Annotated in this window: 25 protein-coding genes, 1 riboswitch and 1 other annotated feature; of the genes, 4 read left to right on the top strand and 21 right to left on the bottom strand. The window is 31.0% G+C overall.

Features of this window, described 5'->3' with window-relative positions; translation table 11 throughout:
- Positions 1-10: 10 nt before the first annotated feature.
- The 6 genes from KQI88_RS03135 to KQI88_RS03110 all read right to left on the bottom strand — a co-directional run bounded on the left by KQI88_RS03135 (position 11) and on the right by KQI88_RS03110 (position 4,113).
- A complete protein-coding gene (locus KQI88_RS03135) occupies positions 11-337 on the bottom strand; it encodes a thioredoxin family protein (RefSeq protein ID WP_216414892.1) in 327 nt (108 codons plus the stop codon).
- 119 nt (positions 338-456) lie between these two features.
- The gene (locus KQI88_RS03130; RefSeq protein ID WP_216414891.1) at positions 457-813 is read right to left on the bottom strand and encodes a DsrE family protein; all 357 of its coding nucleotides are present in this window, start codon (positions 811-813) and stop codon (positions 457-459) included.
- 154 nt (positions 814-967) lie between these two features.
- On the bottom strand, positions 968-1,561 hold the full coding sequence (locus KQI88_RS03125; protein WP_216414890.1) for a 4Fe-4S binding protein: 594 nt from the start codon (positions 1,559-1,561) through the stop codon (positions 968-970).
- A gap of 1 nt (position 1,562) precedes the next feature.
- A complete protein-coding gene (locus KQI88_RS03120) occupies positions 1,563-1,790 on the bottom strand; it encodes a 4Fe-4S binding protein (protein ID WP_216414889.1) in 228 nt (75 codons plus the stop codon).
- 291 nt (positions 1,791-2,081) lie between these two features.
- Positions 2,082-3,134 carry a copper amine oxidase N-terminal domain-containing protein gene (locus KQI88_RS03115; RefSeq protein ID WP_216414888.1) on the bottom strand — a complete coding sequence of 351 codons (1,053 nt, stop codon included), beginning with the start codon at positions 3,132-3,134 and terminating at the stop codon, positions 2,082-2,084.
- A 106-nt stretch (positions 3,135-3,240) separates the two neighbouring features.
- The gene (locus KQI88_RS03110) at positions 3,241-4,113 is read right to left on the bottom strand and encodes a LysR family transcriptional regulator (RefSeq protein WP_216414887.1); all 873 of its coding nucleotides are present in this window, start codon (positions 4,111-4,113) and stop codon (positions 3,241-3,243) included.
- Positions 4,114-4,225: 112 nt separating this feature from the next.
- Between KQI88_RS03110 and KQI88_RS03105 the strand changes: the two genes are divergently transcribed.
- Together KQI88_RS03105 and ytaF are read left to right on the top strand one after the other, a co-directional pair.
- Entirely contained in the window at positions 4,226-5,560 is a 1,335-nt protein-coding gene (locus tag KQI88_RS03105) for an MATE family efflux transporter (RefSeq protein ID WP_216414886.1), read from the top strand.
- Between the two features lie 192 nt (positions 5,561-5,752).
- Positions 5,753-6,370, top strand: coding sequence for a sporulation membrane protein YtaF (ytaF, locus tag KQI88_RS03100; RefSeq protein WP_216414885.1), 618 nt, complete (start codon positions 5,753-5,755; stop codon positions 6,368-6,370).
- A gap of 6 nt (positions 6,371-6,376) precedes the next feature.
- Here ytaF and KQI88_RS03095 read toward each other — a convergent pair whose 3' ends face one another.
- The 7 genes from KQI88_RS03095 to nuoE all read right to left on the bottom strand — a co-directional run bounded on the left by KQI88_RS03095 (position 6,377) and on the right by nuoE (position 13,415).
- The gene (locus KQI88_RS03095) at positions 6,377-7,075 is read right to left on the bottom strand and encodes an ABC transporter ATP-binding protein (protein WP_216414884.1); all 699 of its coding nucleotides are present in this window, start codon (positions 7,073-7,075) and stop codon (positions 6,377-6,379) included.
- Positions 7,056-7,814, bottom strand: a complete 759-nt coding sequence (locus tag KQI88_RS03090; RefSeq protein WP_216414883.1) for an ABC transporter permease — start codon at positions 7,812-7,814, stop codon at positions 7,056-7,058. Before KQI88_RS03090 ends, KQI88_RS03095 begins: the two co-directional genes overlap by 20 nt.
- Complete coding sequence (locus tag KQI88_RS03085) at positions 7,789-8,814, bottom strand: ABC transporter substrate-binding protein (RefSeq protein ID WP_216414882.1); 1,026 nt, start codon at positions 8,812-8,814, stop codon at positions 7,789-7,791. Before KQI88_RS03085 ends, KQI88_RS03090 begins: the two co-directional genes overlap by 26 nt.
- A 35-nt stretch (positions 8,815-8,849) precedes the next feature.
- Positions 8,850-9,095, bottom strand: coding sequence for a TM1266 family iron-only hydrogenase system putative regulator (locus KQI88_RS03080; RefSeq protein ID WP_216414881.1), 246 nt, complete (start codon positions 9,093-9,095; stop codon positions 8,850-8,852).
- A 174-nt stretch (positions 9,096-9,269) separates the two neighbouring features.
- Entirely contained in the window at positions 9,270-11,006 is a 1,737-nt protein-coding gene (locus tag KQI88_RS03075; RefSeq protein ID WP_216414880.1) for an NADH-dependent [FeFe] hydrogenase, group A6, read from the bottom strand.
- A gap of 25 nt (positions 11,007-11,031) precedes the next feature.
- Positions 11,032-12,897, bottom strand: coding sequence for an NADH-quinone oxidoreductase subunit NuoF (nuoF, locus tag KQI88_RS03070; protein WP_216414879.1), 1,866 nt, complete (start codon positions 12,895-12,897; stop codon positions 11,032-11,034).
- A gap of 20 nt (positions 12,898-12,917) precedes the next feature.
- Positions 12,918-13,415 (bottom strand): NADH-quinone oxidoreductase subunit NuoE, encoded by a 498-nt coding sequence (gene nuoE, locus KQI88_RS03065; protein WP_330656032.1) that lies wholly within the window; start codon positions 13,413-13,415, stop codon positions 12,918-12,920.
- A gap of 229 nt (positions 13,416-13,644) precedes the next feature.
- Positions 13,645-13,851 (top strand) — a binding site (T-box leader).
- Positions 13,852-13,920: 69 nt separating this feature from the next.
- Here nuoE and tyrS point away from each other — a divergent pair.
- Positions 13,921-15,150, top strand: a complete 1,230-nt coding sequence (tyrS, locus tag KQI88_RS03060; RefSeq protein WP_216414878.1) for a tyrosine--tRNA ligase — start codon at positions 13,921-13,923, stop codon at positions 15,148-15,150.
- A 120-nt stretch (positions 15,151-15,270) separates the two neighbouring features.
- On the opposite strand, the gene KQI88_RS03055 is transcribed toward tyrS, so the two are convergent.
- Positions 15,271-17,040, bottom strand: coding sequence for a 5'-nucleotidase C-terminal domain-containing protein (locus KQI88_RS03055; RefSeq protein ID WP_216414877.1), 1,770 nt, complete (start codon positions 17,038-17,040; stop codon positions 15,271-15,273).
- Positions 17,041-17,326: 286 nt separating this feature from the next.
- Entirely contained in the window at positions 17,327-18,160 is an 834-nt protein-coding gene (locus tag KQI88_RS03050; protein ID WP_216414876.1) for a Cof-type HAD-IIB family hydrolase, read from the bottom strand.
- Positions 18,161-18,302: 142 nt separating this feature from the next.
- On the opposite strand from KQI88_RS03050, the gene KQI88_RS03045 reads away from it, so the two are divergent.
- Positions 18,303-18,725, top strand: a complete 423-nt coding sequence (locus KQI88_RS03045; RefSeq protein ID WP_216414875.1) for a transcriptional regulator PerR — start codon at positions 18,303-18,305, stop codon at positions 18,723-18,725.
- A gap of 12 nt (positions 18,726-18,737) precedes the next feature.
- Here KQI88_RS03045 and KQI88_RS03040 read toward each other — a convergent pair whose 3' ends face one another.
- The 6 genes from KQI88_RS03040 to KQI88_RS03015 all read right to left on the bottom strand — a co-directional run bounded on the left by KQI88_RS03040 (position 18,738) and on the right by KQI88_RS03015 (position 24,656).
- Positions 18,738-19,529, bottom strand: coding sequence for a heme ABC transporter ATP-binding protein (locus KQI88_RS03040; RefSeq protein WP_216414874.1), 792 nt, complete (start codon positions 19,527-19,529; stop codon positions 18,738-18,740).
- Between the two features lie 11 nt (positions 19,530-19,540).
- A complete protein-coding gene (locus KQI88_RS03035) occupies positions 19,541-20,578 on the bottom strand; it encodes a FecCD family ABC transporter permease (RefSeq protein ID WP_216414873.1) in 1,038 nt (345 codons plus the stop codon).
- Positions 20,579-20,628: 50 nt separating this feature from the next.
- Complete coding sequence (locus KQI88_RS03030) at positions 20,629-21,603, bottom strand: ABC transporter substrate-binding protein (protein ID WP_216414872.1); 975 nt, start codon at positions 21,601-21,603, stop codon at positions 20,629-20,631.
- A 197-nt stretch (positions 21,604-21,800) separates the two neighbouring features.
- A riboswitch (cobalamin riboswitch) is annotated at positions 21,801-21,976 on the bottom strand.
- A 64-nt stretch (positions 21,977-22,040) separates the two neighbouring features.
- Positions 22,041-23,345: a lipase family alpha/beta hydrolase gene (locus tag KQI88_RS03025; protein WP_216414871.1), complete on the bottom strand. Its 1,305-nt coding sequence runs from the start codon at positions 23,343-23,345 to the stop codon at positions 22,041-22,043.
- A gap of 92 nt (positions 23,346-23,437) precedes the next feature.
- Positions 23,438-23,983 (bottom strand): methylated-DNA--[protein]-cysteine S-methyltransferase, encoded by a 546-nt coding sequence (locus tag KQI88_RS03020; protein WP_246579091.1) that lies wholly within the window; start codon positions 23,981-23,983, stop codon positions 23,438-23,440.
- The gene (locus KQI88_RS03015; protein WP_216414870.1) at positions 23,961-24,656 is read right to left on the bottom strand and encodes a DUF2225 domain-containing protein; all 696 of its coding nucleotides are present in this window, start codon (positions 24,654-24,656) and stop codon (positions 23,961-23,963) included. Before KQI88_RS03015 ends, KQI88_RS03020 begins: the two co-directional genes overlap by 23 nt.
- Positions 24,657-24,664 lie beyond the last annotated feature (8 nt).

Genomic DNA, 24,664 nt, shown 5'->3' with positions numbered 1-24,664 from the left:
TAAAGTTGAATTACTCAAATATTAGGTCGTAGTATCTTGAAATCTTTCCTTCTATATCTTGCATACTAATATATCTAGCCTCTCTTATTGTCTCTTTTCCTTCAATAAATACAAGAATAGCAGGAATAGTAAAAATATCATAGGTTGCTGATAATTGCATCGATTTTTCTACATCGACTTGAATGCTCTTAATTTTAGGATATATTTTAAGAACTTCATCTACCTTTGGTTTCATAGCACTACATACACCGCAAGTCTTACTTCCAAAGTACACTAGTACCATCTTATTGCTATTTATTAGTTTCTTTATAACTTCATTTGAGTCTACTATATTCACAAAACATCAATCCTTCACTTAGTTGTATAGTTTAATCCTACTGTTGTATTACTATATTAATATACTATTCATCATAATCATCCAACCTTAATTATGCTTACTAGAAATATATATCTGACTTAAGGCCTAATATAGGAATATCCCTCTGACTGTCTTTTAACTAGTTCTGTTACACCTGCTGGTACTATCGTAACAAATTTAGGTAGTAAATTTTCGTTTATTTTATTCCCTACTAAAGAGTTTTTACATGCTATAAAATCTACGCCTAATTTCCAAAGTTCGCTTATTCTATTTAGCAATTCATTGTTATCTTTATTATCATTAGAAATGTAGTCTACAACTGCAGCTCCATTTGCAACTACTTTTATAACAATATTTTCTTGTCCTAAATCTTTAATTAGATTACTTACATTCGCTAGTAACATTGCCCATTTTATTGATTCATTTATATGAAAAACAACATTAAATCCCTCCATAAAAACTCTCCTTTTTTCATTTATTTAAAATAAGTATAATACTAAATATACAATAATTATACAAGTATTTATACTCATATTGCTAATTGAAAAACTGAAGCAGATTAGATAAAATAGTCCACTTCAGTTTTTTATATTTTCATTTATGTCTACTTTAATTTGTTGATCCACTTTTATATTTTAAAATAGAAATACCGTGAGTCATAGTTCCCATAGGACAATATACACACCATGAGCGAGGCTTATATAAAAGCATAGTTATTATACCTATTATTGTTGAAGTTAACATCATACTGTAGAACCCAAATGCGAATTGAGCTATCCATGGAGAAACAAAGCTTGTGTTTACCCAATTCCAAGGTAGCTTCCATGTCCAAAGTAAGGTTATAACTTGTTTTAATCCTCTAGCTCCAGCAAAAACTAGGTAAGTATTAAAAAGCATATTTGCAAACATAGTCATAAAAAAAATTAAAAATCCGTGTCTAAACCATTTTGACCTTAAAAACTTAGGAATAGGTTTATTTCTTGATAATTTATATTTAGTACCAAGAAGATATAATAACTGTCCTCGACCACAATATTGGTTACAATAAGTTTTACCTCCACCACTCAATGAAATAATTAGTGGAATAGCAAAGCATAGTACCCCTAACCAAGCAAAGAGTATGTTAAACAAACCAAGCATTAAATATAGGGATGACACAATATATAAATATTCATACCAGGCCTTCTTTTTCTTTTTAGTCATACTATTTCACCTCTTCCTTAGTTATAATCTCTATTACAGAAGCTGGACACTCTTTTACACACTTGGAACATCCGACGCATTTAGATTGATCAACTTCTGCAAATACCCCAGCGATAATTTTTATTGCTTCTATTGGACATACATTTACACAAGTTCCACAAGCAACACAATCATCTTTTATAACTTGGGCTTTTCTTTTTACTACCTTTTTTGTAGTTTCTAAACTCATAACTATACTAACCTCCAATAAAGTAAATTTTATAATGCCGCAGCATTTTTGTATTTTATGATAAAACATTATGTTATATCAGTATATCATAATATTACAATATTTCAATATATAAATTACTACTATTTCTACAAGTTCCATAAAAAAATATTAAACATCCTTAAATGACTATTAAAACCTTTATATAAATATAAAATAAGCAACTAATGAAAGGGGGTTCTCATTAGCTGCTTATATTTATTTCTATAATTTTAACTTACCAATAACAGTATCCTGTAATTAATTAACAGTTTACTCCATTACTTCTGCATTATCTATTACAATTTGTCCCTCAAACACATATGCATTATTCATACGTACTACTTCCTTGAAGAAGCTTAGTGGAACGAAGGTTGTTCCTTCAACTAATTCTGGAGCAGTTCCTAATTTGATAGGAGAAGTTTTCATATAAGTATAGTTATCCTCACCTACTTTTAAAGAAATTCCTTTGCCAAGCATAATACTTTGCGACTCGTTATCCCAATTTATATCAAATTCCAAAGCCTCAGCAATTGCACGAAGTGGAACCATAACAGTACCATCTTCATTAGTATAAGCTGATGGAGCCTCTATTTTCTTGTCATTAACAACGATATTCATAGTGGAAACATCACCTATTACTGTACCTGTTTCCTCTTCTGGTAACTCAAGATTAGGATGCACTGGCTCTTCAAACAGTACAACTATTTTAATTGGATTAGTTTGCGCAGGGATACTTTTTGTAGAAACATCGTAAGTTACTACAAGTTTTCTATTTTCAAGGTCGCCTTCAAAAGATTTCCCATCTTCTAAAATAATCTCTGTATCATCAGAAATATTTAGTTTTAATGAATTATCAGAGCTAATTAAATCTTTATTAAAAATATCAACTTTAATATTTTGATCTTTGTTTTCAACAGCTACAACTTCAGCATTGTATTGTGCTGGATAAATCATAATCATTGGTGCATTAGCTTTATAAAAGCCAGTTATTGTAGATCCTACAGCAATTTCAGCATCATTTACAATATAAGTATCCTTAGATATTACTATATTTGCTATTGATCCTTCTTCATTTTCTACTAGGACAAATTGGGATCCTTCTACACCTTCAAAGTCTCTTATTTCCTTTACTACTCCACTAAAAGAATTAAAATAAGATTCTTGTCCTTCATTTAGTTTCTCGCTTATTGGCATAATTTCTTTAATATTCCCAGAATCATTTATAGTTTTTAAATCTCCTGTGTTATTTGCAAAAACTGTAAATCCAGAAATAGATACAATTGTTACGGATAAAAATCCTGCAAGTGCTTTTTTATATTTCATAATACTTCTCTCCTTTTCAATTTTGTTTGTCTTGCATTTTATTAGACGCAAAAGAAAGAAATAGGTTCCAATAAATTATTAAATTTTTGCCAATATGTTATATATTTTAATAATCTCTAGCAATTTCTTTTAAAAAATTGGTTGCTACAGTGGATAAAGTAGCATTCTCAAGAGTTATTATTGCAATCTTTGTATATAATGACTGATTATCTATAATTTTATATTTTAAATTGTTGGCAAGCACAAGATTTTTAGAGGATATTGGAACAATAGCAACACCAAGTCCAGCATTTGCCCACAAAAGAGAAGTCCTAGAATCATCATTTTTACAGAAAATATAAGGATTAATTTCCGATTTCTGAAATGCTGAGGTTATTACATTTTCAAATCTACGATAAATAATAAGAGGTTTTCCATTAAGCTTCTCTATTGAGATCCTATCTCCTAACTTATCTAGATCATAATCATTACTATATGCAGCTATCATTGGTTCGTTTCTTAAATAGATAGTTTCAAGGCCTGTTGTTTCGAATGGCGTTCTTACAACTCCAATTTCAATCACTCGCGAAAACAATAGGTCTATAATTTTAGGTGTGATACCTTCATAGAGTTCATATTTAATTTTATTATACTTTTTATAGAATTCTAGAACATTATTCTCTAATAAATCAGCGGATATAGCAGATATTGATCCAATCTTTAATGTTCCTTTAAACCCACTTTTATTATCTTCTAATTCTTTTTTTATTGAATACTTCAATTCAAGCATATTATTTGCTTTAGTAAAAAGAATTTCACCTGCATCAGTAAGAGCTATTTTTCTTGGACCTCTATGAAATAATTTGATATTTAATTCTTCTTCAAGTTGTTTTATTTGCTTACTAAGGGCAGGTTGTGCAATATGTAGTTTTTTTGATGCAGCTGTAATATTTCCTTCGTTTACCACAGTAACAAAGTATAAAAGTTGTTTTATATCCATAGATTACTCTCCCTATATAAAAAAGTATATACATTCTATAATATATTAATATTTTAATTATATATTTATTCATGCTAGACTACAATAGATTAGAGCTTAAGGAGTGATACTTATGGTAATTGATATGACCAAGGAAAATCCAACTAAAGCTATATTAACATTTGCATTTCCTATTTTAGTTGGAAACTTATTTCAGCAATTATATAATATTGTAGATTCAGTCGTAGTTGGAAGATTTATAGGAAAAAATGCACTAGCTGCAGTAGGCTCATCATTTATGTTGATGAACTTTTTTTCATATATAATAATCGGCTTATGTTTAGGTGCTTCAGTTGTTTATTCACATTTTTTTGGAGAAAAAAATTATTCAAGTCTTAAAAAAACAATATTTATATCATTTTCTGCAATAAGTATTTTTACAGCTATACTTTCAATTTTACTAGTAGTAAATACAAGACATATGTTGTTGCTTATAAAAACACCTCAGAGTATACTTGAAAGTTCTCAACATTATTTGCAGATTATCTTCGGAGGACTTATATTTATTTTTCTTTTTAATGCCTGTTCAGCCTTGCTAAGATCTATAGGTGATTCAAGAACGCCCTTATACTTTTTAATATTAGCAGCTATAATTAATATTGTATTAGATTTAGTCTTTGTTATAGTTTTTAATATGGGTGTGGTAGGGGTTGCTCTTGCTACAATAATTGCCCAAGCTGTTTCTTCAATTTTATGTTTAATCTATGCATTTATCAAGATACCAATTATTAGGATATCTCGTGAAGATATGGTTTTTGATAAAAATATAGCACTAATGGTAGGTAAATACGGTTTTCTTACATCAATTCAACAATCTATAATGACATTTGGAATGGTGTGCGTTCAAGGTCTTGTAAACACCTTTGGACCTGATACTATTGCGGCGTTTACTGCAGCAGGTAAAATAGATTCTATAGCATATTTACCTGTTCAAGACTTTGGAAATGCATTTTCCACTTATATTGCACAAAATAAGGGAGCGAAAAATGCATCTCGAATAATTGAAGGGGTAAAATCTGCTTCTCGCACAATAATAATATTTTGCTTAATATTATCTGTAATAATTTTCGTAAGTTCTAGTAATCTAATGAGAATATTTGTAAATGCAAACGAAGTAAATGTGATTAATTTAGGAGTAGAGTATTTATCTGTAATATCTATATTCTATGTATTAATAGGATTCCTGTTTATGTTTTATGGATTTTTTAGGGGGATTGGAGCATTAAGAGTATCTCTAATACTTACAGTAATTTCTTTGGGTACTAGGGTAATTATGGCCTATACACTTTCGAGCATTCCACAGATAGCTCAACGAGGAATATGGTGGTCTGTTCCTATAGGCTGGGCCCTTGCCGATAGTATCGGCTTCATAACATATAGGAAAATGAAAAAAAATGAATTATTCTAATAAATAAAAGGTAAAGCATATGAAATTTAACTTCATTGCTTTACCTTTTTTACATATTTAAACATTTTAGAATGTAACCATTCAATAAGTAAATGAATAACATGTTACCAGTTAGTTAAATAAAAATCTGACCCTATACTATTATTAGTATGCAAAATAATATTTTTTGTTTTGCTAAAAAGGAGTGGTACTATGACAGAATCTATATTATTAGTACTGGCATTGTCTTTAGATGCATTCGTAGCCAGTATAGCTTATGGGACAAATAAAATAAAAATACCATTTATATCAGTAGCTATTATTAATATAGCTTGTTCATCCGTACTTGCATTTTCTCTATTTTTAGGATCTATAGTCAAAAAAATAATACCAGTAAACATAACATCAGTCTTTAGCTTTTTAATATTACTGGTTTTAGGTGTATTTTATTTATTCCAAAGTTTAATTAAAGCTTATATTACAAAGCCTTCGAATCAAAATAAAGAAGTACAACTAAAGATGTCTGATTTAATAATTAACATATATGTTGATGAAACTAGCGCCGATTTTGATAATTCTAAAGACCTTAATCCTAAAGAGGCTATTTATCTTGCTATAGCTCTTTCTTTGGATTCACTAGCTGTCGGATTCGGTAGTAGCTTAGGAAACATTAATTATATTCAGGTAATACTTTTTTCTTTATTTTGGGGTATGATGGCTATCTGGTTAGGCGTATTTATAGGTAAAAAATTTGCTGAAAAGCTAAACATTAATATATCTTGGCTGTCTGGAGTACTTTTAATGATTTTAGCAATAAAAAATCTAATATAAAAAATATTAATTTTTTATTTTTATCATTTCTTTAACTTCATTTAAAAAGGACTCTTTATCTTCAATAGAATAGGTCTTTGCTGAAGAAAAATACGGATTTGTAAATGTATCTAATCTCCTTGTAGGCTTATTAGAAAAAATATGAATATAATTACCTAGTTGTATCGCCTCTTCTAAACTATGTGTAACAAGCAGGACAGTTAATTCTTCTTCCTTTTGAACTCGAAGAAACAAATTTATTGTTTCTTCTTTTGTTTGAATATCTAAAGATCTAAAGGATTCATCCATTAATAGTAAAGAAGCAGGATAAAGAAAAGCTCTTAGAAGATTAACTCGTTGACGAAGTCCACCACTAAGTTGACCGGGACGATATTTCAAATACTCAGAAAGTCCTAAGGCTTTTCCATAATCCAACAATCGCTCCTTTTCTACTTTTCCGCTTGATGCATACAGAATATTTTTTTCAACGCTCCTCCATTCTAGAAGGCGTTCTTCTTGAAAAACATATGCTATTTTACGCCGGGTTATACCGTTTATATAACCCTCAAAATCCTTATCTAAGCCTGCAATAATCTGGAGTAAAGTGCTTTTCCCACAACCAGAAGGACCTAGAATTACGTTAATTTGTTTAGGATATATAGTTAGGCTAATTTTATCTAAAATAAGGGTTTCACCAAACCTCTTTTCAATATTTAAAATTTCCATTTTTATCGCCGCCCAATCCCTTCATGATTTTTTCTAGTATTATATTTATAATCACCATAGTTATTAGCCAAGCTAAAACTCCTGAAGTGTTTAGGTAGTTTTTTTCTTTATAAATCGCACCCCCAATAGATAATTTAGGATGACTTAGCACTTCTCCTGCCACCACAGACTTAAATGCCAGACCAAAGGAGGTTGAAATACTATTCCCTAATCCCCTAAAAATAATTGGTAAATACAAATCTTTAATTTGATAAATGGCAGATACATTGTGAACCTTTGTCATATGTAAAAGTTTTATATCAATGTACAAAAGAGAATTAATAACTCCCTCATACAAAAGTGGAAATACCATTAAAAATCCAACTATGGCTGGAGCACTTTCGCTACTTGACCATATTAATATTAATAATATAATAGCAACCACTGGTACGACTTTTAAAAAATAAAGTATAGGTGTTAGTAAATTTCTAACTAAGGGTAGCAAATAAGCTATAATTCCAGCTAAAAGAGCACAGGCTAAAGCAATTATAAAGCTAGCTATGACTCGCCTTAATGTATGAAAAATTACAATATAGGTAGGTCTAGATTTTAATATCTCCAAAAGAGAATACATTACCTCTTCTGGAGATGGTATAATCACACTTTGATTTACTACTTTAGATAACCATGACCAAACTAACAGAAAGCTTATGCCATATATTACAAATACAATATTATTTCGTAAAGAAGATACCTTCATTAGGAAGTTTACCCCCTATTGTTTTAGGTTCAAATTCAAACAAAACATTAACATACTTCATATATACATCCTTCATTTCATTACCTGAAATGAAGTTTAAATTCATTCTTTTTATTGAATCTTTATTTAAGATATCCATAGGTATTGTAATACCTACTTCTATTCCATACTCCTCTAATTCTTGCGGGTAACCTATTGCCCACTTAACTGAATTATTGTACTCATCTAAAAATAAATTTACAAATTCAGGATGATTATTTAATAGTTCCTTTTTTACTATAAGTACGGTTTGAGGAAATCCAAGATCAGATCTTGTAACTTCGGCAAATAGTTCATTGAGACTAAATTGAATTTTTGCAGTCGGATCCTTTGATAAAATAGTACTAATCATAGGTTCTGGAGCTAATATAATTTCTGCCTTTTTTGAAAGAAATGCAGGTGCTAGTTCCGTTGCACCACCCATATAGTTTATTGTAACATCCTCCAATGGATCAATACTATTTGACTTTAGTACATATTGGAAAACAATATCTGGTGTTAGTCCTTTCCCTATAGTTGTAATTTCTCTTCCTTTAAGATCCTCTAAAGAAGGGATGGTTTCTCTAGATACAACGTATAGATTCCCAAATCCACTCAAAGCACCTATCAAATAGGTTTCTCCCTGATTATAAACTATGGCAGCTAAATTAGAAGGTACTATAGCAATATCTAATTCCTTATTCATAACCTTAGAAACAATTAAATCTGACCCTTTAATTAGGTCATAATTGACAGTAATATTTTCTTTAAATAGAGGTGTTTCTTTTGCAAGTTTTACCATGCTTAAAGCAGGAATTCCATCAACGAAACCTATATTCACCTCAATAGAATCTAGTGCGATTTCTGTTTCTTCATTGTTTGTAGTTTGTTCTCCTGTTTTATTGTTAGGGCTACAGGCCGTTAAAAAGATAGATAGAAATAAAATACATGTCACTAAATAAAATAAAAATTTCTTTTTCATAATAACCACTCCTCATAATAGTATTCAGCATTTTACTAGGATTTTGTCAGTGCGGTTTTTACACTTATTCCAGTTATTTTACCTAATTTTCCTGTCATAGCACTTATTTGATCTGTATTACCATCTACCGTCAAAGAAATAATAGATACCCCTCGATCTTTATAGGGTATACCCATTCTACCTACTATGATATGTGCATAATCATGGAGTATAGTATTTACCTTTGATGCACTATTAATATCTTCAACTACTATACCTACTACTCCCAATCTTTTATCCATATAATCTCTCCCCTAGAATACAAATTATGCCCTCTAACAAAAGTTAGAAGGCATAATAGCAATAATATATTATACATTCCCTTTTGCTCAGAAAATCTTTGCAATTAGGATTCTATATTAAATTTAATACTATAGTATCGGAAGCTTCCAATATTACAGAATAAATACTATTTTCTATTTCCAAAACTTCTCTCTTTTAACATAATGAGTGTGTAAATACTTATAACTTGTTTCTGAATTTGGTTCGCCTAAAAACTCTTCATACAGTCTAGTAATATAAGGATTTTTATGTGATTTTCTTAATACCTTTGCTTCATCCTCATCATATATTGCCTTAGCTCTTTGTAATCTTATATCGTTATCCATTTTATAATCCGCATTAATTATCGGTTGACCGCCTCCTGTTACACAACCTCCAGGACAGGCCATTATTTCTATAAATTGATATTCTTTTTCACCAGACTTTATCATTTCCATGACTTCTCTTGCATTGCCAAGACCATGTGCTACTACTGAGGTTATTGTAAGTCCGTTCGGCAGATCTATTTGTGCCTCCCTAATACCTTCCATACCTCTAACTATATTGTAGTCTACTGTCTCTAATTCCTTACCAGCTAGTATTTCAAACACAGTTCTTAAGGCAGCTTCTGCAACTCCTCCTGTAACTCCAAATATTACACCTGCTCCTGTAGACTCTCCAAAAGGATTATCAAAATCTTCTTCTGGTAAGTTTACAAAGTCTATTCCGACTTCTTTTATCATCCTTGCTAACTCTCTAGTGGTTAAAACATAATCCACATCCTGCATAGCTTCCATAGACAATTCTTCCCTTGCACTTTCAAACTTTTTAGCTACACATGGCATTATGGATACATTAATTATATTTCTGGGATCTATTGACATCTTTTGAGCAAAATAACTCTTTATCAATGCACCTTCCATTTGATGTGGAGACTTACATGTAGATAGATTATTAAGCATATCGGGATAAAAATGTTCTATAAATTTTACCCATCCTGGACAGCAGGAGGTCATAAGTGGTAGATTCTCACCAGATTGTAACCTATTTATTAATTCTGTACCTTCTTCCATTATAGTTAAATCCGCTGTAAAATCAGTGTCAAATACTTTATCAAATCCTAATCTTCTAAGTGCTGCTACCATTTTTCCTGTAACTCTAGTTCCTTTTGCCATTCCAAATTCTTCTCCTAAGGCAGACCTAATAGCTGGAGCTGTTTGAACTACTACATATTTTTCAGGAGATGATATTGCACGCCATACTTCATCAATACTTTCCTTTTCATATAGGGCTCCCACAGGACAGGCTACTATGCACTGACCACAATTAGTACAAAAAACATCATCTAAGGATTTTACATAAGCAGGAGATACAATAGTATCAAAACCTCTTTCATTAAATCCTATAGCATGAACACTTTGAACCTTAGCACAGGTATTAACACATCGTCCGCAAAGTATGCATTTTTCAGAATCCCTTGTTATTGAAGGAGATAATGAATCTAAGATTGCTTTTGTTTTTTTACCTTCATATTCTATATCTCTAATATTTAAGCTACTTGTCAGCGCTTGAAGCTCACAGCCTTCATTTCTTATACAAGTTGTACATTCTCTTTTATGATCAGATAGTATAAGTTGCACTACTGTTTTACGTGCTTCTCTAACTTTAGTGGTGTTAGTTTTTATATTCATCCCATCTTCTACTAACACAGAACAGGATGACACTAATTTTGGTCCTACTTCCACTACACATACTCTACAGCTTCCACTATTGTTAACACCTTTTAAATGGCACAATGTTGGTATATGCTTCCCTAAACTCCTAGCGGCCTTAAGTATAGTAGTCCCATTAGGTACCTCAGAAGAAATACCATCAATTGTAAATTTAATCATATTTAATCACTCCTTGTTTTGAATATTAATGAATCTCTATAGCATTAAATTTACATTTACTAATACAAGCTCCACATGTAACGCATATTGCTTGGTCGATAGTATAAGGTTTTTTTAACTCTCCGAATATAGCATCTGCTGGACAAACTTTACTACAAACACTACAGCCTATACACTTGGAGTGATTTATCACATAACTTATTAAAGATTGGCATGCTCCTGCTGGGCACTCTTTATTAACATGAGCATTATATTCATTTCTAAAATACCTTAGAGTAGATAGAACAGGATTTGGAGCTGTCTGACCTAATCCGCATAGAGCTGTAGCCTTTATTTCACGAGAAAGATTTTCTAATTTATCTATATCTGCACTGCTTCCATTTCCTGATGTTATTTTTTCTAATAATTCAAAGAGTCTTCTAGTTCCAATTCTACAAGGTGTACATTTGCCACAAGATTCATCAGCAACAAACTCTAAAAAGAATTTAGCAACATCAACCATACAATTATCTTCATCCATTACTATCATTCCACCAGAACCCATCATAGAGCCAATGGCAATTAAAGTATCATAATCAATAGGTGAATCTAAAAGTTCTGCCGGTATACATCCTCCAGAAGGTCCTCCAGTTTGAACTGCTTTAAATTTCTTATTGTTTGGTATTCCATCCCCTATTTCATATATAACATCTCTTAAAGGTGTCCCCATTGGTATTTCTACTAATCCTGGATTATTTATTTTACCACCAAGTGCAAAAACCTTAGTGCCAGGACTCTTTTCGGTACCTATAGACTTAAACCATTCATGCCCTTTTAATATTATTTGAGTTATATTCGCAAAGGTCTCAACGTTATTTATTAATGTTGGTTTTCCCCAGAGTCCACTATTAGCTGGGAAGGGTGGTTTTTGAGTTGACACTCCTCTTTCTCCTTCTATTGAATGTATAAGAGCAGTTTCTTCGCCGCATACAAAGGCTCCAGCACCTAATCTTATTTCTAAATCAAAATCAAAATTAGTTCTAAATATTTTTTTACCTAATAATCCATATTCCTTCGCCTTAATTATAGCTTTATCTAATCTCTTAACTGCCATAGGGTATTCTGCCCTTACATAAATATATCCTTTATTTGCACCTATAGCATAACCTGATATTGTCATGGCTTCCAACACCGTATAAGGATCACCTTCCAATATGGATCTATCCATAAATGCTCCTGGATCTCCCTCATCAGCATTACATATTACATACTTCTGATCCCCTTGAGCCTTGGCAGTAAATTCCCATTTTAAGCCTGTTGGAAATCCTCCACCTCCTCTACCCCTCAAACCTGATTGTTTTATTAAATCTACTACTTCCTTAGACTTCATCTCCAATAACACTTTTTCTAAAGCTTTATACCCATCAACTGCAATATATTCATCTATTGACTCGGGATCTATTACACCGCAATTTTTAAGAGCAACTCTAAATTGTTTTTTATAAAAATCTACATCATTTAAGGATTTATATATCTTATGTTCTTCATCTTGAGATAAAAGTATATTATACTCCTCTACAACCTTACCTTCTTTAATATGTTGATTTACTACTTTCTTAGCTTTTTCAGGAGTCATTTCAACATAAGTAATCTTATCTTCCCCTGGCATAATAACTTCAACTATAGGCTCTAGCCTACAAACACCAATACATCCTGTTTGTGCAACAGTTACATCAGCAATATTCAGATTTCTTACTTCTTCCATTATTGTATCTAACACTAGATTTGCACCTGCAGCTATTCCACAAGTGGCCATACCAACTACTATTCTCGGATTAGTTCTATCCTGTCCTTGGTTAACTAGCATTTTAGTACTTTGTCTTATTTCATTTAATTCTTCAATGGACTTCATTATTTATCCCCCCCTTAGTCTTATTCAAAATCCTTTAATATCTTTGGAATATCATTAGGGATTAACCTTCCATATACCTTTTCATCTATCATTATTACTGGTGCTAATCCACAAGCACCTATACATCTTGTTGATTGCAATGTAAACTTACCATCCCTAGTTGTCTTTCCTACTTTTACTTCTAACTCCTCACTTAGTTTATCTAGAATTTTTTGAGTACCATTAACATAACATGCAGTGCCTAAGCATACACTTACTACATGCTCACCCTTAGGCACCAATGAAAATAAAGAGTAAAAAGAAGCTACTCCATAAATATCAGTTATGGGTACATCTAATTCTTCAGATATAAGCTTTAAAGCCTCCTCTGGAAGATATCCATAAATATCTTGTACCTTATGTAGTGCTGGTATTAATCCTCCTTCCATTTCTTTAAAAGCTTTTAATTCTTCTTTAGCCATAATAAGATTGTTGTTGCTTTCACCATAATTACAACAACAGTTTTGATTATCCATCATATTAATCCCTCCATCCTTTTTATATTTTAAATTTGTAAAATAATTTTTAATGTCCATCTTAAAATGTCATTAATTTATTATATCAAATTTATTACATAATTCAATTCAATATTCTGTATATTTGAAATATTCTGTATATTGTTATAAAAATAACAATATCTTCATTCTATAAAATAGTCTTGTATTATTGATTAATTCATGATATAATGGGGCAAAATATCTACTAACTGTTAAAACATTGAAAGAAATAAGTAGTCCCCATGGTTACAATTCTAGAGAGTAGATCGGCTGGTGAAAGATCTATAGTACATGGTAAGATGAATTACATTCTGGAGTTGTGGAGTTAAAAGCTTCGCCGGTTTCCATCCGTTATAATGGATTGAGGCATCTATTTGATGTAAATTAAGGTGGTACCACGGGTTATCTCGTCCTTTAGGACTAGATAGCCCTTTTATTTTTGTATAAAAAAATATACTTTTTATGAATTTAAAGAGGAGGATTTAAAATGGAAAATGTTTTTGACGTTTTAAAACAACGTGGTTTTGTTAAACAGTTTACACATGAAGATGAAATTAGAGAAATGTTAGGTAAAGAGAAAGTTACTTTCTATATAGGCTTTGATCCAACAGCAGATAGCTTACATGTAGGCCATTTTGTACAGCTTATGGCTATGTCACATCTTCAAAAAGCAGGACATAGACCTATATTCTTGGCAGGTGGTGGTACTGGAATGATTGGTGACCCATCTGGAAGAACTGATATGAGGCAAATGATGACTCCAGAAACAATTCAGCATAATGTTAATTGTTTTATTGAACAAAGTAAAAGATTAATCGATTTATCAGAAGGTAACGCCATTATAGAAAACAATGCTAATTGGTTATTGGACTTAAACTATGTTTCCTTTATTAGAGAAATAGGTAGACACTTCTCTGTTAATAGAATGTTAACAGCAGAATGCTTTAAAAATAGAATGGAAAAAGGATTATCTTTCTTTGAATTTAACTACATGATTATGCAGTCCTACGACTTTTTAGAGTTATTTAGAAGATATGGTTGTCGCCTACAATTAGGTGGAGATGATCAATGGTCGAATATTATTGCAGGTGCTGACTTAATTAGAAGAGTTGAAGGTGAATCTGCATATGGAATGACCTTTACACTACTAACTACAAGTGAAGGTCAAAAAATGGGCAAAACTCAATCTGGAGCAGTTTGGTTAGATCCTAATAAAACATCTCCTTTTGAGTTCTACCAATACTGGAGAAATGTTGCAGATGCTGATGTTGAAAACTGTCTTTCTCTACTTACTTTTTTACCTATGGATGAGGTAAAAAGACTAGGTTCTCTTGAGGGAGCTGAAATAAACAAAGCTAAAGAGGTTCTTGCCTTTGAAGTTACAAAGTTAGTACATGGAGAAGAAGAAGCTAAAAAAGCAGAAGAAGCTGCAAAAGCTCTATTTGGTGAAGGCGCTTTAGGTGGATCTGTTCCATCAACTGAGATTTCCAAAGGTGAATTTACAGATGGTATAGACGTTATTACTCTACTATCTAAAGCTGAGTTGATTCCATCTCGTGGAGAAGGTAGACGTCTAATACAACAAGGTGGAATAGTTATTAACGATGAGAAAATAACCGATATTAATACTCTAATCACACTTGATTTCTTTAAAGATGATACATTAATGATTAAAAAAGGTAAAAAAACTTACCATCAAATTAGATTAATCGACTAAAAATATTTAATGTTAATATAATCTATGTATTAAAGATTTTAGCTATATAATGAATATTTAAAAGGAGTAATGGAAAGTCCACTACTCCTTTATTTATTATTATACTAAGTTCTATTTTTATTAGCTAGCAGGAATTATTATTTTTTGTCCTGGGAAAATTAAATCTGCATTCTTAATATTATTGATTTTTTGTAATTCTTGCCAAGTTGTATTATATTTAATTGCAATCTTTGATAACCAATCCCCTGGTTTAACAATATAAACAATGGATTCTTTTACAACTGGTTTTACTACCTCTTCTTTTACTTCTTTTACTTCTTCTACTACTTCTACTTGCTCTTCTTTTTGTTCTTCTACTTCTTTAACTAAAATTCGTCCTTCTAGTTTAGGCTCTATAACTTTCTTTTCTTTTATATAATTAACTACTGCCTCATCCATAGTCATCATTTCTTTAACTAGTTCTCCAGCAGCAATCATTGTATATCCATCGCCACCAGCGGCAATAAAGTCATTAGTAGCCATAGTATATTTTTTATTTAAGTCCAAAGGATCTCCATTTACTGTTATATCTACAACACGATCTCCTACTGGTTTAGAAAGATCAATTGCATATTTCATTCCTGCTACATGAGGAAAGCCACCTGCTAACTCCGGATAGGATTTTGTTCCATGTTCTAAAGCAGCCTTAATAGCCGCACCATCTAGTTTTTTTACAACTAAAGTATTTCCAAACGGGAACACAGTAACAACATCTCCAGTTGTAATATTACCTGCTTCTATTGAGGCTCTAATCCCTCCACCGTTTACTAATGCAATATCTGCATCTGTCCAGTGTAGGAATATGTCTCCAACTAAGTTTCCTAAATTAGTTTCCTTAACTCTTGCCAATTCCCTTTCTCCATCTAATCGCACCTTTGCTTCCCCTATTACTTCAGATAAAATTTCATTTTGTCCTTCTGCTATAGATTCAATTAGATTTTGAACTTCTTCTTCTGGGGCTACTTCTTCAAAATCTTTTTTACTAACTAAACTTGCCGATTTATCAACTATTTTACCTTCTAAAATACTTATTTCAACAACACCTATGTTTTTACCATAATCGCCTGTACTAGCAATAAGCGTATCTCCCACTAATAACCCTTCTTCAAATGTACTATGACTATGACCATCAATAAAAATATCTATTCCTTTTACTTCTTCTACTACTTTAATACTAGTGTCCACACTTTCTTCATCAATCCCTAAATGTCCAAGAGCAATAATAACATCTGCCTTTTCTTCTCTTAATTTTTCAACCATTTTTGCTGCAATCTCTGATGGATCTTCAAAAACTAATCCTTCAACATTTTTAGGATTAGTTTTATATGTAGTCTCTGGTGTAGATAAACCAAATATTCCTACTTTTACGCCATCTATTTCTTTAATAATATATTTATCTAAAAGATTTTCTCCTTTTTCTGTTTTAATATTTGCTGATATTAAAGGAAAATTACTCATTTCTTTTAACTCTAATAGTCTTTCATACCCATAGTTAAAGTCATGATTACCTGGAACCATAGCATCATATTTTAAAGCATTCATTGCCTTAATTACACTTTCTCCCTTTTCTAATGTCGCTATGGATAAACCATGGAATGTATCTCCTGCATCGAGTAATAAGGTATTTGGATTGTTTTGTCTAAAATTATTAACTAATCCAGCAATTTTAGCATATCCAATTTCACTAGAGCTTTCTTGAATTCTTCCATGCAAATCATTAGTATGGAAAATAGTAATTTTGGTAACTACTCCTTCATTAGCATAAGTAAAAATTCCACCCAAGCTGCTAATTATTAAAGTTAGCACCACAAAGAAGATAGCTATCTTCTTTCTAGAAAAAACATTTACCATAATTTCTCAACCCCTTCTTATTTAATATAAAAATTCGTCTGATGCTATCGCATCGACTCATGGCGCACTTAAAATTCATTTTAAATTTTCAAGTGCTTAAAATATTACCATCCTTTTACTGCTTTAAAAAATCTCTCAATAGTCAAAAAACTTATACCTTCTTAGACTATAAGAAAATACAAGTAAATTTAACACATTATATTTTGTATTAAATTTACTTGTATTATATGAATATTCTATATATTATATTTTTTTCCTTTATTATTTATAAAATATATTTTAAAATTTATTTTTCTATATTTAAAACAAGTTTTTCTATCCCTTTTGCTACCCCATTGTCATTATTAGAAGTAGTAACATAATGAGCTTGCTTTTTAACGTACTCTTCTCCATTTTCCATCGCAACAAATGTCCCCACATAGTGCTTCATTGACAAATCATTAAAATTATCTCCAAAAGCAATAATTTCTTCAGGCTCCACTTTATAAATTTTTCTCAACATCTCAATTCCTTTTCCCTTGGATACTCCCTTGCTCATAACTTCTAAGTTGTTATACCATGATTTATCAATAGTAATACTATTAATTCCTTCTAACTCTTTTTTTATAATATCCATTTTTGTATTATCGTCATCAACGGCCATTAGCTTTAATATATTTATATTGTTATTTTTAAAATAACCAATAGTATCTTCTAATTTTTCTATATGAATTTTATTTTCATCACTTTGATCTTCATTCCAAGCACTATATATAGAAGAGCTAAATCCTAATTTTTCAACATATATTTTTTCCTCATCATATATGTGAAAATAAACATTATATTTTTTAAAAACTTCTATTACCTTTAAAGCATCCTCTTTATCTATTGGATTAATATCAAGAACTTCATTGCTATTTGCATCTCTAACCAAAGCACCATTACACGCAATAATAGGCGCTTTAATACCTAATAATCTTGCATAAAATCTTGCAGATGTAAATATTCTACCAGTAGCTATAGCAACTTGGATTCCACTATCCTGGGCTTTTTTTAAAGCCTTTTGATTTTCTATGCTAACTTCTTTATTGCTATTAAGTAATGTACCGTCCATATCTAGTACTATAAGCTTATATTTCATTGTAATCCTCCTTCAATGATGTCAAAATTAAAATTTTCTGGAACTTTTTACATATATTATATTGACAAATAATTAACATTATCCTATAATGAAGATATAATTGTATATAATAATTATTATTATTTTTAAGGTGGTGCATATTATGGATATTTTAATAAAAGAACTTAAATCTAATAGTTGTAAAATTACGCCTCAACGTATGGCAGTATATCAAACAGTTAAGGAATCTATAGATCATCCTAATGCTGAAGCTGTATTTAAAAAGTTATCTCCTACTTACCCTACTATGAGCTTAGCAACCGTATATAAATCTTTAGAGTTATTTTCTAAGTTAGGATTAATACAGGTAATAAACATCGGAGAAAATAGTTTTCGATATGATGGAAAAACTGAAGAACATCAACATATCATTTGTACCAATTGTTCAAAAATCGAGGATTTAAATAATGATGTTTTTGAAGATTTAACTATTAAGGTGCAAAATATTTCAAAGTATCAAATTCAAAAACAACAATTATGTTTTTATGGAACCTGCTCTGATTGTATACAAAAGGCCAGTTCTTAATTTTGCTATTTTCTAAAACCTTAAAGTCGACAAAGGAATAACCTGCAAAGAATTGGTATATTCATTTTTATCTACAATCATGTCTATACTATAGGCTTTTTGCAAATTTTCTTTTGTTATTACTTGATCTGGACTTCCCATTATAATTTTTGTACCTTTATGAAGAAGTAGTATTTGTTTACTATAGCGGGCAGCTAAATTTATATCATGAAGTGCCATAATAATAGTTACCCCTTTTTCTTCATTTAATACCTTTAATAGATCTAATATTTCTATTTGATGATGCATATCTAATGCTGCAGTAGGTTCGTCTAACAAGAGAATCTGTGGCTCTTGAGCTAATGCTCTTGCAATAACTACCCTTTGACTTTCCCCACCACTTAACTGATTTATACTTCTATCTCTCAAATGCCATGTATTCGTTCTTTCCATTGCTTCCTTTACTATAGCAATATCTTTAAAAGTTTCCTGTTGGAATCTCCCCACATAAGGATTTCTACCCATTAAAACAATTTCATGAACAGTAAAATCATATTCAATATTTGTATTCTGTGGAACTACAGCTATTTCACGAGCTAATTCCTTTAATGGATAACTTTTTAATTCTCTATTATCTAGTAGAACAGTTCCACCTTTAGGCATTAAAGTTGATGCTAAATTTTTTAATAATGTTGATTTTCCTGAACCATTAGGTCCTATCATTGTTATAATACTGCCTTTTGTAATCTTTAAATTAATATCATCTAAGATTACCCTTTCATCGTAAAGAAATACTAAATCCTTTGTTTCAATACATTTTCCCATACAATAACCACCTATACTGTTCGTTTTGTTTTCCTAAGCAAGTAAATAAAAAAAGGCCCTCCTGCTAAAGCAGTAATAATACCAACAGGCACTTCAGTAGGTGCAATAATCGTTCTTGATAAAGTATCTGCAACAATTAAAAATATTCCTCCTACTAGTCCACTAGCAGGTATAAGAATACGATGATCCGGACCCATAAGTAAACGAACCATATGAGGCACAATAAGGCCTACAAAACCGATTATTCCGCTAACAGAAACTAAAAAAGCTGTTATTAATACACTGGTAATTAAAATTACTTTTTTAACCTTTTCTGTTTCAACTCCCATATTTTGTGCACTATCCTCACCTAATAACATAATATTTAAGTCCTTTGAAAAAATATATATTATGATACTACCCAATAAAACTGGTATTATAGCTATTTGTATATGATTCCATCCTCTTCCTGAAAAACTTCCCATTGTCCAGAAAATAATTGTACTTACATCTCTTGTTGAAATTGTCATTATAAACGACATTATAGCAGTAAAAAACTGCCCTGTAGCAATTCCTGCTAATAATAATGTAGTTACTGGTACTTTTCCCTTTATTCTAGCCATATTATATACAATTAATGTAGCTAGCAAAGCACCTGTAAATGCAAATATAGATACAATTCCTATACCAAAAAACATTTTATTTAACTTTAGCAAAATAGCTATAGAAGCTCCTAAAGCTGCTCCTGAAGAAGTACCCACTATAAAAGGATCAGCCATAGGATTCTTTAACATTCCTTGAAAAGCTACGCCTACAATTGATAACCCATATCCAACTAGAAAAGAAAGTAATACCCTTGGTAGTCGAATGTTTTGTATAATCGCAATATGAGATTTTTGTATATTTGAAACATCAATATAATCTCCTATTATAGGAATGGTTTTTAAAATGATTTTTATACTATCAATAATAGTTACATTAGCCACTCCAATAACTAAGGATATAGATATTGTTATCATCAATGTCATTAGTAGTAGTGGAAATATTTTTAAATAATTATGCTTTTCCATAGACAGTCTGCCTCCATATATATTCCCATTAAAATAGCTGGAATATATTATTAAAATACCTCTGGATGTATAGCCTTTGCGAATAGCTCTAAGGCCTCAATTATTCTAACACCTGGTCTTGATACTATATTAGGATCTAATAACTCTATTTTATCATTTTTAACGGCAGTAATAACATCATAACCTGGTCTAGATTTTATTATATTTTTTAATTCTTTCATTTGCTCAGGATTTAAAGTGAAGTTTTCAGCAGTATGAGCTGGTGCTATATAAATCTCAGGATCTTTTTCCACCATAGCTTCAACACTATATTGAGGATAAGCTCCATCCCCATCAGCTGCAATATTTTCTCCACCAGCTAAAGTGATTAACTCATTTATGAATGACCCTTCACCAGCTGTCATTAAAGGTTCGTCCCAAACTTGATAAAACACTCTTGCCTTCTTCTCATTCTTAACTTTATTAACAATATTATCTCTTTTTTCCTGCATTCCACTTACTATTTGTTCCGCTTTTTCTTCTACACCCATTACTTCACCTAATTGTAATATGTTATTAAAAATTTCATCGATTGTTTCAGGCGAATATAACATTACCGCTATTCCACTTGCCTTTATTTGTTCTATAGACTCAGGAAGGGCTTCGTTATATAGAAATACTACATCTGGATTTAACTCTAATATTTTCTCTACATTTATTGCAAAGGCATTACCTACCTTTTCTTTCTCTAGGGCTTCTATAGGATAATCACAAAAATCCGATACTCCTACAATTTTATCTTCTAATCCTAAAGCAAATAGAATTTCTGTTTGACTAGGCGCAATCGAAACGACTCTTTCTGGTTGCTTCTTTATTGTTACAGAATTTCCGAATCCATCTACAATATCCATAGGATAGGTTGTATTCTCTATATTGTTACCTACATCCCCCTGTGAATTCTCTTTTTGTTCTTTGGCACAACCAAATAGCAAGGTTGTCAATAGCATTAATACTACTAAAAATATAGTTGCTTTTGATTTTCTCATAAAAACATCCTCCTCTTATAGTTTCTTACTTACATTTTAAATATAAAAAAGCAGCAAAGCTGTCCAAACACCCTCATAACTACGCAAGTTGAATTCTTTCCCTTGCGACCCCTGTTTTTTATAATATAAAAAATCCCTCACCAAAGGGTAAGGGATTATAAACACACTAATATTTCACCTATCCCTCCGAAGGCTGCATGTGCTAAAACTTGGTAGGTCTCCTGACTCGTGAATCATTTTACTTCAGCACCTTCCCGGTCAATACCAGTGGTATATCGCTGTTTCATCATCACTTACAGTAGCGGGGGCTGTAATGGATTTTCACCATTTTCCCTTTTAAGCTCAATTGAGCACCGTCAATATTTAGATTGCCTTAATGATATCAAAAAAGAGGAATATTTTCAATTCTTTTTTATGCTATGCTTCTTTTGTTAATCTCATACCTTAAAGGAAAAGTACAGTCTATCAGTTTCTTTTTTTCGTACATTTTTCTCTGTTAATTCTTCTTCTATCCTAGAGCCTATTACAAAAATATTATGATCTTCTTTATATTGTCCAGATGTTTCTAAAATATATTCACCACTAGGTACGTGTTTTAACATAAGCCACAAATAATCTTTTCCGAACTCTTGGCAAATATGCTCATACTCTGTAATAAATTTTCCATCTATAAATTTACCAATTATATCTCTTTCGTTTTTCAGTTCTATATTAATATATTTTTTTAATATTATCCCTAATGGATATACTTTAGGTTCTACAAAACCTTTATTAAATAATGAACGATCTAAATTATATATGTCTGCAAGATATTCCATAGAACCTAATAAAATTCCACTATGACTTCCTTCCATTATAAATGTTTCTGCATTATCTATAGTTGCACTATTAACCGTTACCGTCCCATCCCCTTCTTTTGTTTTCAATGATCCTATAACATATGCTTTTTTATATTTAAATAATAATTCTGTATCTAGTAGCAAGACCTTATCTGTTTCCTTGTTAGTCCCAACAAAACAATATAGATTTTTAACTCGATTATTTAATGTATCTATATTTTTATTTAGCTCATTTAGTAAATAATTATTATAAAGTGTATATTCTCTTGGAATATAGTGGTAATCATTGTCGATTTTACAGCATAATATTTTCCCATAATCATCTGTAGGTATTAAATCTCGTAATCCTGGAAAATTCTCATGTAATTTTTCAATATTCTCTGTCCCCAAAGGTATATCTAGTATTTTAGTAAGTAACCAAATGTATCCTCTGCGTATAATGTCAAATAGTTCTTTCTCGGTATCTGTTTTCTTCATTAGTTTTCCAATACTCCACAAATGATAGGCTTCAATGTTTCCCTTATTAGGAGTTCCAAAGCACATTAAATTTCTAACATTATAGGAGTATTCTATACTTTGAATATAAGTACGAGCTACCACTCCACCCATACTATGACATAATAAATCAACTTTTTGATTAGGATGCTTTTCTTCTACCCGTAATACTAAAGGTTGTAAAAACTCCTTTACTATTTCCCTACAGCTTTTTCGCCAATCATAATAACAAACAAATAAATTCTCATTTAATTTATATCCTAATTTCTCTAATTCTTTTAAAAATGGTTTATAAAACCAACTTGCCACACCAAAGCCCCACTCAATTTGACATCCTAACATCTCTCCGCCAATAGATCCCATTAAACCAGGAATAAAAATAATTGGATTTAGTTTAGTAACTTCCATTGTCTTCCCCCTTCTTTTTTCATTATCTCAATTATATTTATCCGATAGATACCAATTCTATGACCCTAAATTGCAAAAAAATAAAAGTGGTATTATTCTACCACCTTTTCACATTCAACTTTTATTCCTTCAACATTTAGCAATTTTTCTTTAATATGCAGCCCACCACCGTAACCTACTAACTTTTTATTAGCCCCTATTACTCTATGACATGGAATAATAATAGGAATTCTATTTTTATTATTTGCTCCTCCAACAGCCCTTACGGCTTTAGGATTGTCAATACTATAGGCCAAATCTTTATATGTTATAGTTTGACCATAGGGTATATCTAATAATGCATTCCATACTTTTTTTTGAAAATCGGTCCCCACCATATAAAGTGGAATCGTAAATTCTGTTCTCTTACCCTCAAAATATTCGTATAACTGATTTATGTATATTGCATTTTCCTCTTTATCATACGAAAGTTGATACATAGGAAAATCTTTTTTTATACTTCTAATAAAATCCTCTTCACTTTGATCAATTCCAATTGATACAAGTCCTTCATTCAAAGATGCGACATAAAGAACTATATTATTAACTACTATTTTACTATAATAAATAATAGCTTTAGTTGGCTCCATCTTTTTCATGACCATATTGCTCCCTTGCTAATCTCCATTGCTCTCTAGCTTTCAATTGAATATGTCGTTTTGTTTTAATATCGGGGTGATCTAATGCTACACTATACCATTTAATAGCTTCTCTTTGTCTTCCAAGCCTTCTATTTAATTCACCATTTAAATAGGCCAAAGATACTTCATCCAGACCTGCTGCATCCAATCTTTCTGTTTGATAAGCATTTTGGAAGAAATTTAATGTATAATTTAAAAATTCTTCTTCTCTTGGACTTTTAGCTTCTCTATATAGCCATGCCAACCTCAAACATATTCCACCGATGTATGCCTTCGACTTTTTTAATATTTGAGCAACTAGCAATGCCATTTTATAACTTTCTTCCGCTTCGTGAAAAGTACGCACTCCGCTGAAACTCCGCTCATTCCATTTAACTCCTATCGATTGCTGTAATATTGTGGCCTGATTTTTATTAATATTTTCAAATTCTTTTTCTGTAGAACTATATCCACATTTAGGGCATACCCAAATATAATAATAATTTGGATTTATATTTTTATAAATAACATTAAAATCATCTTCTCGATTTTCTATCCTAAGTGACCGAGTCCTCACTTTTTTTGTAGTAAATTGGTTTTTACATATAGGACAAGTACAATCTTTATCGTATAGTAAGTTATCTACTTCCATCTTGAAAC

Source organism: Alkaliphilus flagellatus, assembly GCF_018919215.1.
GTDB lineage: Bacteria > Bacillota > Clostridia > Peptostreptococcales > Natronincolaceae > Alkaliphilus_B > Alkaliphilus_B flagellatus.
This window is presented reverse-complemented; position numbering and strand designations above follow the sequence as displayed.

What these genes read in the sequence shown, in the direction of transcription:
- KQI88_RS03130 (WP_216414891.1), bottom strand. Translation starts at nt 813, where the DNA reads ATGGAGGGATTTAATGTTGTTTTTCATATAAATGAATCAATAAAATGG.
- KQI88_RS03125 (WP_216414890.1), bottom strand. Translation starts at nt 1,561, where the DNA reads ATGACTAAAAAGAAAAAGAAGGCCTGGTATGAATATTTATATATTGTG.
- KQI88_RS03120 (WP_216414889.1), bottom strand. Translation starts at nt 1,790, where the DNA reads ATGAGTTTAGAAACTACAAAAAAGGTAGTAAAAAGAAAAGCCCAAGTT.
- KQI88_RS03115 (WP_216414888.1), bottom strand. Translation starts at nt 3,134, where the DNA reads ATGAAATATAAAAAAGCACTTGCAGGATTTTTATCCGTAACAATTGTA.
- KQI88_RS03110 (WP_216414887.1), bottom strand. Translation starts at nt 4,113, where the DNA reads ATGGATATAAAACAACTTTTATACTTTGTTACTGTGGTAAACGAAGGA.
- KQI88_RS03105 (WP_216414886.1), top strand. Translation starts at nt 4,226, where the DNA reads ATGGTAATTGATATGACCAAGGAAAATCCAACTAAAGCTATATTAACA.
- ytaF (WP_216414885.1), top strand. Translation starts at nt 5,753, where the DNA reads ATGACAGAATCTATATTATTAGTACTGGCATTGTCTTTAGATGCATTC.
- KQI88_RS03095 (WP_216414884.1), bottom strand. Translation starts at nt 7,075, where the DNA reads ATGGAAATTTTAAATATTGAAAAGAGGTTTGGTGAAACCCTTATTTTA.
- KQI88_RS03090 (WP_216414883.1), bottom strand. Translation starts at nt 7,814, where the DNA reads ATGAAGGTATCTTCTTTACGAAATAATATTGTATTTGTAATATATGGC.
- KQI88_RS03085 (WP_216414882.1), bottom strand. Translation starts at nt 8,814, where the DNA reads ATGAAAAAGAAATTTTTATTTTATTTAGTGACATGTATTTTATTTCTA.
- KQI88_RS03080 (WP_216414881.1), bottom strand. Translation starts at nt 9,095, where the DNA reads ATGGATAAAAGATTGGGAGTAGTAGGTATAGTAGTTGAAGATATTAAT.
- KQI88_RS03075 (WP_216414880.1), bottom strand. Translation starts at nt 11,006, where the DNA reads ATGATTAAATTTACAATTGATGGTATTTCTTCTGAGGTACCTAATGGG.
- nuoF (WP_216414879.1), bottom strand. Translation starts at nt 12,897, where the DNA reads ATGAAGTCCATTGAAGAATTAAATGAAATAAGACAAAGTACTAAAATG.
- nuoE (WP_330656032.1), bottom strand. Translation starts at nt 13,415, where the DNA reads ATGATGGATAATCAAAACTGTTGTTGTAATTATGGTGAAAGCAACAAC.
- tyrS (WP_216414878.1), top strand. Translation starts at nt 13,921, where the DNA reads ATGGAAAATGTTTTTGACGTTTTAAAACAACGTGGTTTTGTTAAACAG.
- KQI88_RS03055 (WP_216414877.1), bottom strand. Translation starts at nt 17,040, where the DNA reads ATGGTAAATGTTTTTTCTAGAAAGAAGATAGCTATCTTCTTTGTGGTG.
- KQI88_RS03050 (WP_216414876.1), bottom strand. Translation starts at nt 18,160, where the DNA reads ATGAAATATAAGCTTATAGTACTAGATATGGACGGTACATTACTTAAT.
- KQI88_RS03045 (WP_216414875.1), top strand. Translation starts at nt 18,303, where the DNA reads ATGGATATTTTAATAAAAGAACTTAAATCTAATAGTTGTAAAATTACG.
- KQI88_RS03040 (WP_216414874.1), bottom strand. Translation starts at nt 19,529, where the DNA reads ATGGGAAAATGTATTGAAACAAAGGATTTAGTATTTCTTTACGATGAA.
- KQI88_RS03035 (WP_216414873.1), bottom strand. Translation starts at nt 20,578, where the DNA reads ATGGAAAAGCATAATTATTTAAAAATATTTCCACTACTACTAATGACA.
- KQI88_RS03030 (WP_216414872.1), bottom strand. Translation starts at nt 21,603, where the DNA reads ATGAGAAAATCAAAAGCAACTATATTTTTAGTAGTATTAATGCTATTG.
- KQI88_RS03025 (WP_216414871.1), bottom strand. Translation starts at nt 23,345, where the DNA reads ATGGAAGTTACTAAACTAAATCCAATTATTTTTATTCCTGGTTTAATG.
- KQI88_RS03020 (WP_246579091.1), bottom strand. Translation starts at nt 23,983, where the DNA reads ATGAAAAAGATGGAGCCAACTAAAGCTATTATTTATTATAGTAAAATA.
- KQI88_RS03015 (WP_216414870.1), bottom strand. Translation starts at nt 24,656, where the DNA reads ATGGAAGTAGATAACTTACTATACGATAAAGATTGTACTTGTCCTATA.